Annotated in this window: 8 protein-coding genes; 1 reads left to right on the top strand and 7 read right to left on the bottom strand. The window is 51.2% G+C overall.

The genetic code is table 11. From position 1 onward, the window contains the following. Nucleotides 1-13: 13 nt before the first annotated feature. The 7 genes from ABD852_RS10635 to ABD852_RS10605 all read right to left on the bottom strand — a co-directional run bounded on the left by ABD852_RS10635 (nucleotide 14) and on the right by ABD852_RS10605 (nucleotide 10053). Nucleotides 14-3175 carry a SusC/RagA family TonB-linked outer membrane protein gene (locus ABD852_RS10635; RefSeq protein ID WP_345028512.1) on the bottom strand — a complete coding sequence of 1054 codons (3162 nt, stop codon included), beginning with the start codon at nucleotides 3173-3175 and terminating at the stop codon, nucleotides 14-16. Nucleotides 3176-3418: 243 nt separating this feature from the next. Then, nucleotides 3419-4798 carry a methyltransferase RsmF C-terminal domain-like protein gene (locus ABD852_RS10630; protein WP_345028511.1) on the bottom strand — a complete coding sequence of 460 codons (1380 nt, stop codon included), beginning with the start codon at nucleotides 4796-4798 and terminating at the stop codon, nucleotides 3419-3421. 7 nt (nucleotides 4799-4805) lie between these two features. Continuing rightward, nucleotides 4806-6422, bottom strand: coding sequence for a M28 family peptidase (locus ABD852_RS10625; RefSeq protein ID WP_345028508.1), 1617 nt, complete (start codon nucleotides 6420-6422; stop codon nucleotides 4806-4808). A 60-nt stretch (nucleotides 6423-6482) separates the two neighbouring features. Further along, the gene (locus tag ABD852_RS10620) at nucleotides 6483-7628 is read right to left on the bottom strand and encodes an aldose epimerase family protein (RefSeq protein ID WP_345028506.1); all 1146 of its coding nucleotides are present in this window, start codon (nucleotides 7626-7628) and stop codon (nucleotides 6483-6485) included. Between the two features lie 72 nt (nucleotides 7629-7700). After that, nucleotides 7701-8855, bottom strand: coding sequence for a galactokinase (galK, locus tag ABD852_RS10615; protein ID WP_345028504.1), 1155 nt, complete (start codon nucleotides 8853-8855; stop codon nucleotides 7701-7703). 65 nt (nucleotides 8856-8920) lie between these two features. After that, a complete protein-coding gene (locus ABD852_RS10610; protein WP_345028503.1) occupies nucleotides 8921-9853 on the bottom strand; it encodes a D-2-hydroxyacid dehydrogenase in 933 nt (310 codons plus the stop codon). Then, nucleotides 9850-10053, bottom strand: a complete 204-nt coding sequence (locus ABD852_RS10605) for a hypothetical protein (protein WP_345028502.1) — start codon at nucleotides 10051-10053, stop codon at nucleotides 9850-9852. The genes ABD852_RS10610 and ABD852_RS10605 overlap by 4 nt, the downstream gene beginning before the upstream one ends. A gap of 408 nt (nucleotides 10054-10461) precedes the next feature. On the opposite strand from ABD852_RS10605, the gene ABD852_RS10600 reads away from it, so the two are divergent. Continuing rightward, nucleotides 10462-12681 (top strand): NADP-dependent isocitrate dehydrogenase, encoded by a 2220-nt coding sequence (locus ABD852_RS10600; protein ID WP_345028500.1) that lies wholly within the window; start codon nucleotides 10462-10464, stop codon nucleotides 12679-12681. The last annotated feature ends 146 nt before the right edge of the window (nucleotides 12682-12827 follow it).

The following is a 12827-nucleotide window of genomic DNA, read 5'->3' as shown; positions in this document are numbered from 1 at the left end:
GATCTTAATGATGTTAGAACTGCAGATTGATTCCCATTCCGTAGCTGGAAGTCTGCGGCAGTGTAAATCTTTCAAACGCGCCGGCCATGTTGGTGTTCCCCTGACTGGACTCAGGATCGAGTAAGGGGGAATTGGTCCACAGCAACAGGTTGCGCGCAAAGAAATTAACGCCCAGGTTAAATCTCGATTTTTTAATGGCCTGGTACCGCAGTGCAATTTCCCTCATTTTGAAGAAAGAAGCCTCAACAATACTGCTTTCATCGATGGAATTAAGTGTTTGAAAATACGTTTGAATTGCAGTATATCCTTCTATTACTTTTGCTGCATTTCCATCCTCGTCTACCGCACCGACGAAACTTACTTTATTTTCATCGCGGGCTTTGGCAGAGGCCAGGCTATTGCCATAGTTCTCAAACAATCCCGTTGTTCCGCTGTACATCTGGCCACCGTGTTTCCACTCCGAAACAGCAGACAGGGTTAGCCGCTTATAACGCAGGCTGGTGTTCAACCCGAGAATAAAGTCGGGAGCGACCCGTCCGATTACACCCGGAGCACCGGCTGTCGGTAGCCCGTCTTCATCCACAATAACCTGGCCTTTGGCATTTCTGGCAAAGCTTGAGCCATAGATAACCGGGAACTTGTCGCCGATTCCGGCCCTCGTTTGCGGCGTTGTAAATCCACCTAGAAAAATGCTTTCAACACCGGGAGCCAACTCATCAACATAGTTGTCGATTTTGGTAAAGTTGGCGCCAATGCTCCACTCCAGGTCGGTCTTGCGTATCGCATTTACATTGAGTGTTGCCTCATGTGCGTTAGTATGCACCTTTCCTCCGTTGGTGAGGAGGTTTTCCGCCCCGGTAGATCCGGGAAGGGGTACGTTAAAAATCTGATCGGAAACGTTTTGTCGTGAATAGGTATAGTTAAAGTCGATCAATCCTTTAAAGAAGCCCAGGTCGACACCCAACTCGTAGGAATTCGTATTCTGCGGCTTCAGGTTTGCATCGGAAACGATCTGATACGGTACATAGGCCTTCACACCATTCAAAGGGTAGAGAATGGGGTTGCCTGAGTAGAAACCTCCGTCGTAAGCAGGAATGGTAAAGTAGTTGGGGAGGTAGTTGCCGGCCTGTCCAACTTGTGCAAAGGAGGCGCGGAGTTTACCATAATTCAATACGTCATTTCCTTTGATACCATCAAGTTCGGTAAAGACAAAACTTAAACCTACCGAAGGATAGTAGAAAGTCCGGCTTTTGCGCGGCATGGTTGAAACTCTGTCCTGCCTGCCGGTTGCTGTCAGGAACAGGAAGTTGCGGTACGACAGGTTGAAGTTCAGAAACGTACCAAATGTACGGCTGTACTTGTATTCGGACGACGCATCTTTCGTGGCAGTATTGTCCATGTGATTCCAGCCTGCAAAGGTGAAATCAGAGCCATAAGCATATCTGTAGACAGTAGAAGTGTTGACGATCTCATTACCCAGCAAGGTGGTCAGATTCAGATCATCGTTAATATCCCAGCTCAAATTTGCAGTAAGCAGGGAGTTGACCATATTGTTGGTCCAGCTATATTCTTCAAGGTAACCGTTATTGTTAGATCCTCTCGTAGGAGAGCCGAATCCCCAGATATCGCTGTAGTTGGTTGTATAAATATCAGTTCCCAACTGGTATTTGACATCAAGCAATAGGTTTTCAGATCCCAGGTTGCTGTTGTACATAATACTTCCGTTGCCGAAGAACCGGTTGGTTTTTTCGGTGAACGTGTTATTGTTCATGCCCCAGTAAGGGTTAACGAAAGCACCACCCCGGTAGCCTACAGGTTGGTAGGGATTGCCTTTCGCATGGGATGGGATTCCCCTCAGGTCGTAACTCGGCGGTGCAGGAAATACGGTAGCAATGATACCATCATTTGCGGCAGGAGCTTTGTCAATATCCGTTACAACGAAATTACCGGTAAAAGCTGTTTTAAAGTGTTTCGATAGCCTGGCTTCCGAACTGAGGCGGGCATTGTATCTTTCCATCCCGGTGCCCGGTACAATACCGCTTTGTTTTGTGTTGCCAATGGAGAAGGAGTAATTACCTCTTTCGGATCCCTGTGAAACGTTCAGAGAGTTGTTGAACGTAATCCCGGTATCGAAATAGTTCTTGATGTTATCATAAACGGCAGGTTTTACCCAAGGGTCGAGGCCCGCAGTAGCACGCTGCGGCACGTAGTACATGCCGGGTTTCATACCATCACGCTGGGTGTTGGCGTTGTCGGTTTCGCCGCCGTAAGTAGTGCTTTTAGGCAGGTCGGCAATTTTGGGACCGTATGAAGTGGAAGCAGTAGGATTGTAAACTCCCCCTGACCCTTGTGCGTAAGTAGTTTGCAGGTCCGGGTATCTTGAGATCCTGTCGAAGCTGATATTAGAGTTGAAAGAAACTGCAGCCTTACCGGTAGCGCCTTTCTTGGTGGTAATGAGGATAACCCCGTTGGAAGCACGCATCCCGTAAAGAGCTGACGCGGCCTGACCTTTTAAAATCTCTATGTTTGCGATGTCGTTGGGGTCTATATCAACACCCCTGTTTGAAATATCCGAGCCTGTAACACTGTTACCGGTGGAAAGGTCTGCATTTGATGAAACGGGTAGACCGTCTATTACATACAATGGTGCGTTATTGCCCGTGAAAGAACGTGCGCCACGGATTGTGATTTTGGCGGAAGCACCCGGCATCCCGCTGGAGGGAACGATGCTTACTCCCGAGACCTTTCCCTGAAGGGCGCCTGCAAGGCCGCTGTTGGCTGCCTGCACAATTGCCTCGGATTTGAGCGACTGCGTGGCATAGCCCAGCGACCTCTTTTCCTTGGTGATACCAAGTGCGGTAACCACTACTTCATTCAACGCGAGTACATCTGATTGAAGCGTTACGTCGATCACCGAACTTGAACCGACGGCTACTTCCTGAGAAGTAAAGCCTACAAAGCTGAATACCAAAACAGCGTTCGATGGCGCTGAGATTGAATAAGCACCGTCGGTATCGGTGGTGGTGCCGGCGTTCGAGCCTTTTACGAGAATGCTCACACCAGGAAGGGCACTCCCGTCCTCCTCAGCGGTTACTTTTCCTGTAATGATACGGTTTTGCCCAACTGCAATAGCCGCCCACAACAAGCAAAAGAGCGTTAGTAAATTTTTGTTCATACGGTTAATTTGTTGTTAATAAATCGTTGCCAATGTAGTGATTTTTTACTTGGTAGTGAAAAAAAGTAAATTGTTTGGTAAAAAAAGCGAGTAAAAAAAAGAAAATAATGGCTTTTAGGAAGCTTCGGCTGTTTGAGTGGATTCCATTTTTTTTATTTATTGATGAAGGTGATTTCCCGGCTTTAGGCGGTCTTTCGGTCTTTGGACGGTTTATTTTCCGGTTGGTCACGACTTACGTATTTCTTATACGTCATTTACCTGGAGGCCCATCCGGATGCGCTGCTCCGTAGGAAAATAATTATTGAACCGATTGCCAAGGTTTCGGATCCAGCCCAAAGCCAGACCACCGTAAGTTACTTTTTGCCAGCCTCTCCCGGCCACGGGCAGTGAAAGAAGCTCTTTTTTCAGATATTGTAAAGCCTGCTGCTCATCCAAAGCAACAGCCGGGAATTCTTTCCTGAGAATTTCCTGTTCAAGTGCCAGTTCATGGGCCGGAACAAAGTCGGAGCCTTTGATCTGGCCGGTTTCGTGCAGCCAGACACCCGCGGGTAGCGCATGGTCGAGTAGGCGCAATGCCGGTTCCAGTTCTGCCGGTGCATGACATACTTCCCCGCTTTTTGTCTTCAGGAAAAAGTATTGATCCGGCGCTTCGATCCAGTCCTTCAGCAGGCTGACTTCTTTTTTGTGAATGGCGCTCATTTTCCTGAATTCACGTCTGGCCTTCAGATCGGACCGGATGGGTTCCAGCTGGCGCAGAGGAGCCAGGTAAAAACCTTCGCCTTTTACTTTATGGGGGTAAAACTGGTAGCCGGGCTGCCGTTCGCCAATTTGCCAGGCGGCAGGTATATCGAGCACATTGGCGTACATACCTTTCTCGCGGACAAGCCAGTCGGCATTCTGGTCATTTTCTGAGCTGTTGTAAGTACAGGTGCTGTAGATTAGGGCGCCCCCGGGGCCCACCAGTTTCTGGGCGACCTGCAATATCCGCTTCTGCCGTGCAGCGCATAGCAGCACATTTTCCGGGGACCACTCCTGGGAGGCGGATTCGTTTTTCCGGAATAGTCCCTCCCCCGAGCACGGTGCGTCTACCACCACTACGTCGAACCACCCGGCAAGCGGTAGAAAAGCCTCCGGATCGTAATTGCAGGTAAAGACCGCCGGATGCCCCCAACGGCCCAGGTTTTGTTTCAGGACCGGCACCCGAGACCTGATGACTTCGTTGGCTACCAGGATAGACCCGGCCGGCATCCAGGAAGCAATCAGCGTAGTTTTACCGCCGGGAGCGGCGCAGAGATCGAGTATGCGGAGCGGCCGCTTCGGACCCGTGGTTTGTTCCAGTGCCTGGTACAAAAACATGGAGGACGCTTCCTGGACGTAATAGGCGCCGGCATGGAACAACGGGTCGAGCGTAAAACTGGGCCTTTCAGCCAGGTATCTGCCGTCCGGGTGCCAGGGAACGGGACCGTCCATGGGCAGATGGTTAAGACCGGCTGATTTTCCGGGGTTTACCCGTATACTTACCGGCGGCGCTGTAGCCAGCGACGCTTCGAAATTGTCCAGTTCGGTGGACAAAAGTGCGGCCATCTGTTTGGTGAAGGCGGGCGGGAATCCTGCTGCCGGCATACCTTGACTAGGGCTTGTTGCTGTCTACCTTTATTCTTTCTTCCCGGTTGGCAACGTCCCACGCAGTGTGAAAGATGAGCTTTACGATTTTCGCCTGCCGGTCGAAAAGAATTTTTTCGACGTCATCGCCCGGCCTGTGATAATCGGGATGCACACCGGTAAAATAGAAAATGACCGGGATTCCGTGTTTGGCGAAGTTATAGTGATCGGAGCGATAATAAAACCGGTTCGGATCTGCCGGGTCATTGAACGTGTAATCCAGCTGAAGCCGGGAATAGCGGGCGTTGGCTGCTTCCGAAATCGCATGGAGCTCGGAAGATAATTTGTCGGAGCCTATCAGGTATACATAATCCGGGTTATTCTGATGGGCTTCGTCCACCCTCCCGATCATATCAATATTCAGGTCTGCAACGTGGCTGCCTATCGGGAACAGCGGGTTCTCTGAATAGAATTCCGAGCCGAGCAATCCCATTTCTTCCCCGGTAACGTTCAGGAAGAGAATGCTCCTTCTCGGGCCATGTCCTGCCGCTTTGGCTTTTGAAAAGGCTTCGGCGAGTTCGAGCAATGCGACCGTGCCGGTGCCGTCGTCATCCGCACCATTGTTGATCTGGCCATCAGACGAAATCCCAATGTGGTCGAGGTGGGCGGAAATAACCACAATTTCATCTTTTTTGTCGGAGCCTTCCAGTAGCGCCGCAACATTTTCGGTGGGGACTACCTCGCTTTGTCTCCTGGCAAGAACTTCAATCCGGTCGCCATTGATGTACTTTACCGGCTTGCCCGTTTTGCTGATCCTGTTTTTGGCTCTTAGTAGTTTTTTTTCGGAAATGCCCGATAATTTTGCAGCTACCTCGCCGGGAACCGTAAAAGCGGCGAAGCCCTGTGCCGGTGTTTCCTCCTGGCGGAGGGAGAGTCTCCGCACGCGCGGCGCCATGGAGGCTCTTCTCTGGATTTCCCGGCCAAATGCCTCCTCGTTTTTTTGCGAAATTACCAATAATGCCCTGGCGCCCTTTCCGACAGCCAGCTTTGCTTTTTCTTCCCAACCGCGCGGACGTCCCCATTTTGAGTTCTCGTCGGTACCGGTTAACAGGAATCCGCCATCCGGCCGCGTAGGCTCGCCCTCCAGAACGATCACTATCTTCCCGCTTACATCGGCGTTTTCGTAGTCGTTGTATACGGATTCACTGATGCCGTATCCTGCGAAGATTGCAGAAATGCTTTCTTCATTAGGGAAATTAGCCAGGCCGTCGATGTAAAAATCCTGGTTCAGCTCAAACCGGCTGCTGCCTTTTTTAAGGTAAGCAGTTTCCCAGGCGCCCCGGTAAAGGTTGTAAGTCTGAAAAAAGCTTGGTTGACCGTCTGCGCCGGTGGCAGCCGGCTTCAGACCGTATTGCCGGTAAAAGGATGCTACGTAAGCAGCAGCCTTTTTTTGACCGGCAGACCCTGTCGCGCGCCCTTCCAGGCTGTCGTGGGCGATAACCGAAAGATGCTTTTTTAATTCGTCTGCCCTGATGGAGGTGGCGTATTCGCTACTGATGTCCTGGGCGGATACAGTAGCGAAAGTAAGTAAGCCCGCGACGAGCGCCAGACTTTTGTAACGATGTAAGGTTGATGAAGCGGTCATATGGTACTGCGAAACTGAGCGTGCCAGGCGGTTAGCGGGTGAGCCGGGTAAGTCGGTAGGTTATTTTTTTACAGAAAAGCGGTAAGACGTGGTAGTTTGATAAGTTTCGCCAGGGCGCAGTACTGTAGTGGGGAACCGGGGTTGGTTGGGAGAGTCAGGGAAATGCTCGGTTTCGAGACAAAGCCCGTAGCGTTTGGTATAGGTAACTCCTTTTCCTTTTACGTCTCCCTCGAGAAAATTACCTGTGTAAAACTGAACGCCCGGTTCGGTGCTGAACACTTCCATCAGGCGGCCGCTTTCCGGTTCATATACGGAGGCAATCTGCGGGAGCGAACCGTCGTTATTTTTCCGCAGCACCCAACAATGGTCATAGCCGCCGCCGTATTTAACCTGCACGTCGGTAGTGTCGTCTATACGCTCGCCTACCGCGTGCGGTGTGGTAAAGTCGAGCGGCGTGCCGGCAACCGGGATCAGCTCGCCTGTCGGAATCAGCTGATCGTCTACGGCAACCAGGGTATCGGCGTTGATGGTGACTTCATGAGCCAGGATGTCTCTCTTCAGGCCGGTTAAATTAAAATACGAATGATTGGTCAGGTTAACCACGGTAGGTTTGTCGGTGGTTGCCTCGTAGTCGATCCGGATCTCGTTGTGGTTGTCGAGGGTATAGGTAACTTTGACCCGGAGGTTACCCGGGTACCCTTCTTCCATGTCCTTGCTGAGGTAAGTGAGTTCGAGGCCGACCGCCGAGTCGCCTTTTATTTCTTTGGCGTCCCAGACCACTTTATCAAAACCTACTTTACCGCCATGCAGGGCGTTGGGGCCATTGTTGACATGCAGGGTATAGGTTTGTCCGTCAAGTGTAAACTTCCCTTTGGCGATGCGGTTGCCATATCTTCCTACGAGTGCACCGAAAAAGGGATGACCATCAATATAGGATTGCAGGGAGTCGAACCCAAGAACGACATCTTCCAGCGTGCCATTTTTATCAGGCACGAACAAATGGGTGATAATACCGCCATAGTTCGAAATTTTTACAGAAACGCCGTTGGAATTGGTCAGGGTAAACAGATCTGCATCCTGCCCGCCCGGTGTTTTTCCGAAATGGCTTTTGCTGATAGAAGGCTGGGTCATTGTATTTTGTTTGTTTTCGCTGGCACACCCCATGGCCAGGGTGGAAATGGCCAAAATAAAAAGGAGACTACGCATGCGGATGGATTGTGTTTTTGTGGTTGCGGATAGTTTTTATCCAAATGACAACCACAAAAATACAGCATTTTTTTAGTCTAATTCCCTGGTGCCGTCATCCAATTGTACGCGATAACAGGGAAGTTCCTTTCCGTAGGTGGTAAAATAGCTTTTTTTGACACTTTCTTCAAAGGCATCAACGGCTTCGGTTTGGACAAGATTGAGTGTACAGCCACCGAACCCACCGCCCATCATCCTGGCACCTGCCACACCCGGGATGGAGCGGGCACGGCGGACGAGGAAGTCCAGTTCGTCGCAGCTCACTTCGTAGTCGTGCCGGAGCCCTTCGTGGGTTTCAAACATCTTCCGGCCGAATGAAATTGCGTCGCCCTTCAGAAGCAATTCACTGGCTTCTTCCACTCTCCGGATTTCGCTCACCACATAATGGCAGCGCCTGAAGACCGTTTCCCCCAGCTCGTCGCGGTGCTGTTCAAGCAGGCTGATCTGCACATCCCGAAGACTGGCGATGCCCGGAGCGTATTTTTTGAGCAGGGCCACGCCTGTCTCGCATTCCCGGCGGCGGGTGTTATATGCGGAGCTTGCAAGCGAGTGTTTGACTGTCGTGTCACAAAGCACCAGGCTATAGCCGGGCAGCTCAAACGGGAAATAGGTATAGTCAAGGTTCTGACAATCCAGCCGGATGACGGAGCCCTGTTTGCTGAAGACGGAGGCAAACTGGTCCATAATCCCGCAGTTTACGCCTACATATTCGTTTTCGGCAGCCTGTGCCATTTTGACGATCTCCATGCGGTCGAGGCCCAGCTCAAAAAGCTCATTCAGGGCAAACAGGAGACAGCATTCGAGGGCGGCGGATGACGACATCCCGGCTCCGGCCGGTATATCACCCCCGAAGACTACCTGGAAACCGCCTGTTTTCAAACCTTTCTTTTTTAGCTGGTCCAGTACCGAAAGCTGGAAGAGCGGCCATTCCATAGGGGGCCGCGCAAGGTTGTCGAGGTCAAACCGGTAGGATTCTCCAAGGTCGGCTGCCCAAAGCTCTACCTGGTCATCCTGTCGTTTTTCAATTGCAAAATAGACGGCTTTGTCGACACCTGCGGGTAAAACAAACCCGTTGTTATAGTCGGTGTGCTCGCCGATGAGGTTGATGCGGCCGGGTGACCTGAACAACCGGGGCGATGTATTATAAATTTCTCTGTACCGCTTTCTGATTCTTTCGGAGGTAGTCATAAGGCTATTACTGGAACATGCAAAAGGAGGTAAATCCGGCTGACCGGCTTGTTTGAACGAATGATTTAGTACCCGTTTTTCAAATCTACTTCATGGAGCAGGGGCTCGTCTTTCTCGAACCTGCCAAGGTTTTCAATGAAAAGATTGGCTTTCCCGACGTCTTCGTTGGCTTGCCCCCCGCCGGTATGCTGGGTCAGTATTACCTGCGGCATTCCCCATAAAGGACTGTCAGCGGGTAACGGCTCGTTTTCGGTAACGTCCAGTACGGCGCCGCCGAGGTACCCGGCAGAGAGTAAACGGATAAGCTCGGCCTCGTCGGTGGTAGATCCTCTGCCCACATTGGCGTAGACACTTCCGGCTTTCATGGCCTGGAGGAAAACGGCATCGACGTACTTGCCGGCTGCCCCCGGAAGGGTATTGATCACAAGGTCGGAATGGGGGAGAACTTTCAGTGCTTCCTCCCGGCTATGAACCGAAGCCTGTGGTGCAGACCGTGCGACAAGTGTTGTGGCGGCGCCGAAACCCGATAGGATAGAGTTAACAGCCAGGCCAATGGTGCCGGCTCCCAAAACCATCACCTTTTTTTTATGAAGCAGATGGAGTTCCTCGCGGAGCGGGGTGCCTATCCACTTTTGTTTGGATTGTAAAAGCGCCAGTTTGTTCAGGCCCCGGTATAGCGATAGTACGCCGCCTACTATGGTTTCGGCGCAGGGCCAGGCAAACCAGTCGCCCATATTGGCAACTCTGGCGGATGTCCCGACCGACTTGTATTGATCAAAACCGGCCGAATCGAGTTGCCAGAACAAAAGTCCTTTCGGCGGGTTGGTTTCGAACCATGACAAAGGCGGGTTCCCGAGAATGGCTTGCGCAGAAAGAAAACTCTCCGGGATTTCTGGAGAGTTGTTGGTTCTGAACGAAAGGTGGTGATTTTCGCTAAGTGACGCCTGAAGATGTGAGACCAATTCCTGCTGAAGCAGGGTATGGACGTATACATTCATATTCCCATTTTTTTAAGTCGTTTCCAAACTTTTTGATTCACATTTTTTACGGCCCAGTCCCTGGCGCTGTGTATGGCCTGAGAAACGGCATCCTTGGTGGAAATTCCCTGGCGGATCAGCTCGTTTGCAAGAAGCACAGCGCGTTCACGGGTGGTGGGAGTCAGATGACGAAGTTCCGGAATTGCCATTAAGTTTTCCATGGTTTTTATTTTTAGGGTTGTGTGATGAATGAACGCTTGAGAAAGCCGTAAGGGAAAAAATCTATGCCACGCGGCTTTATAGCTCGATTTGGCAGATAAACAGGGCGGAATCGCTGCTAAATAGGACAAATTGTCCGGGAGAAAATGACGCCACACCACGCCTGCCGCCGTGCACTGACAGAAAGGTTGAGTATGTGATCTGAAGACAATGATATTCTGGATAGCGGGTCAGCTCTTCGGGGTAAGCCTTTGTTTTGTCGAATTTTAACTGTTCGGGGCCTTCTCATACCGCCTAAAAATTGCTAGATTTGCGCGCCGTTCCGGCCCGCCAGAAAGTAATCCGGCGGGGAGGGCAAGGTTTCCTTTTTACCTGGTCGTTTTTACCATTTCTACATAAAAGATTGTATTATGTCTAATACCCCTAAGATTTTCTACACCAAAACAGATGAAGCGCCGGCGCTGGCGACTTATTCTTTGTTGCCGATCATCCAGGCTTATACCGCTTCGGCAGGAATTGATGTAGAATTGACCGATATTTCCCTGGCCGGAAGGATACTGGCCAACTTTTCATCCTATCTGAAGGAAGATCAGAGGATTGGAGACGCGCTTGCGCAACTCGGTGAACTGGCCACCACTCCTGAAGCCAATATCATTAAGCTGCCGAATATATCGGCATCTATCCCCCAGCTGAAGGCCGCTATTAAGGAGCTGCAGGAAAAGGGGTTTGCCGTTCCGGATTTCCCGGAGGAGGCAGTAACCGAGGAAGAGAAAACCATTAAGGCACAGTACGGCAAAGTGCTCGGGTCGGCGGTCAACCCGGTTCTGCGGGAAGGAAACTCTGACAGGAGAGCTCCGAAAGCCGTGAAAAATTATGCAAAGGCCAATCCGCATTCCATGGGGGCCTGGTCTCCGGACTCCGGGACCAGTGTTGCCGCGATGTCCGCCGGTGATTTTTACGGTAGCGAAAAATCGGTAACGGTTGGCGCACCTACCAGCTTTAAAATTGAGTTTACCGACGAAAACGGCCAGGTTAGCCTGTTGAAAGATTTTGCTCCTCTGAAAGCCGGCGAAGTGCTTGATTCGTCTGTTATGAGCCTGGATGACTTGAAAAGCTTTGTGTCGGCGCAAATTGCGGAGGCAAAATCAAAGGGTGTCCTGTTTTCCGCTCACCTGAAGGCAACCATGATGAAAGTCTCCGATCCTATTATCTTCGGTGCGATCGTTGAGGTATATTTTGCAGAGGTTTTTGAAAAATATGCGGCCCTGTTCAGGAAGCTGAATGTCGACACCCGCAACGGGCTGGGCGATGTTTACGCGAAGCTGGCAGGAGATCCGCAGGAGGCTGAAGTTAAGGCAGCTATTTTGCAGGCGATTTCTGACGGGCCTGCTTTGGCAATGGTTAATTCAGATAAAGGTATTACCAACCTCCACGTTCCGTCCGATGTCATTGTGGATGCGTCTATGCCTGCTATGATCCGTAGTTCAGGCCAGATGTGGAACGCAGCAGGAAAGCTGCAGGATACGCTTGCGCTGATTCCCGATCGCTGTTATGCCGGCGTGTACCAGGCAGTGATTGAAGACATGAAAGCCAACGGGGCGTTGAATCCTTCAACCATCGGTTCCGTACCCAACGTGGGACTCATGGCACAGAAAGCCGAGGAATATGGTTCACACGATAAGACTTTTCAGGCAACCGCGAAAGGAATCATCCGCGTGGTTGATGCAGAAGGAAATACCCTCATGGAGCAGCCGGTTTCTGCCGGTGATATCTTCAGGGCCTGCCAGACCAAGGATGCGCCTATTAAAGACTGGGTAAAGCTGGCGGTAAACCGTGCCCGGCTTTCGGATACTCCCGCTGTTTTCTGGCTGGATGAAAACCGTGCGCATGACCGCGAGATTATTAAAAAAGTGAATCAATACCTGCCTTTGTTTGACACGACAGGTCTGGATATCAGGATACTCGACCCGGTGGCGGCCACCAGGCTGTCATTGGAGCGGATGCGGCAGGGACTGGATACGATTTCGGTGACCGGGAACGTATTGCGGGATTACCTCACCGACCTTTTCCCTATTCTTGAGCTGGGTACTTCGGCAAAAATGCTGTCGATTGTGCCGTTGATGAATGGCGGCGGGTTGTTCGAAACAGGGGCCGGCGGTTCGGCACCGAAACACGTAGAGCAGTTTGTAACGGAAGGTTACCTGCGTTGGGATTCCCTCGGAGAGTTTTTGGCGCTGGCTGTGTCTCTTGAGCATCTCGGTCAAACCCAGTATAACCAGAAGGCATTGATACTGGCGGAAACGCTTGACGCTGCAACCGAAAAATTCCTTGCGGAGGATAAATCGCCGGCGCGTAAAGTAGGACAGATTGATAACCGCGGATCGCATTTCTACCTGGCTTTGTATTGGGCGGAAGCTCTGGCTGCCCAGGACAAAGACCCCGACCTGAAAGCACAATTTGCTCCTTTGGCTGCTGAGCTGTCGGCAAACGAAGCAAAAATTGCCCAGGAGCTGATCGATGCTCAGGGAAAGGCGCAGGACATCGGCGGCTACTATACACCTGTAGATGCGTTGGCAGAGAAAGCCATGCGCCCGAGCGCGACGTTTAATGCGGCACTTGCCAAGCTTTAGTAACGGGCTGGTAAAGGTTTAATAAAGAAATGTAAAAGGAATGTTCCCGGGCGTGAACCCCGGGAACATTCCTTTTTTTGAGCCTGGTGTTATCCGGTTTATAAGCGCCGTCATTCTGGCCGTATTGCCATGTCATTCTGAGAAAA

The organism is Ravibacter arvi (assembly GCF_039540405.1).
GTDB lineage: Bacteria > Bacteroidota > Bacteroidia > Cytophagales > Spirosomataceae > Ravibacter > Ravibacter arvi.
This window is presented reverse-complemented; position numbering and strand designations above follow the sequence as displayed.

Bases quoted from the DNA above. Each gene is read 5' to 3' on its own strand.
- ABD852_RS10635 (WP_345028512.1), bottom strand. From the start codon at position 3,175: ATGAACAAAAATTTACTAACGCTCTTTTGCTTGTTGTGGGCGGCTATT.
- ABD852_RS10630 (WP_345028511.1), bottom strand. From the start codon at position 4,798: ATGCCGGCAGCAGGATTCCCGCCCGCCTTCACCAAACAGATGGCCGCA.
- ABD852_RS10625 (WP_345028508.1), bottom strand. From the start codon at position 6,422: ATGACCGCTTCATCAACCTTACATCGTTACAAAAGTCTGGCGCTCGTC.
- ABD852_RS10620 (WP_345028506.1), bottom strand. From the start codon at position 7,628: ATGCGTAGTCTCCTTTTTATTTTGGCCATTTCCACCCTGGCCATGGGG.
- galK (WP_345028504.1), bottom strand. From the start codon at position 8,855: ATGACTACCTCCGAAAGAATCAGAAAGCGGTACAGAGAAATTTATAAT.
- ABD852_RS10610 (WP_345028503.1), bottom strand. From the start codon at position 9,853: ATGAATGTATACGTCCATACCCTGCTTCAGCAGGAATTGGTCTCACAT.
- ABD852_RS10605 (WP_345028502.1), bottom strand. From the start codon at position 10,053: ATGGAAAACTTAATGGCAATTCCGGAACTTCGTCATCTGACTCCCACC.
- ABD852_RS10600 (WP_345028500.1), top strand. From the start codon at position 10,462: ATGTCTAATACCCCTAAGATTTTCTACACCAAAACAGATGAAGCGCCG.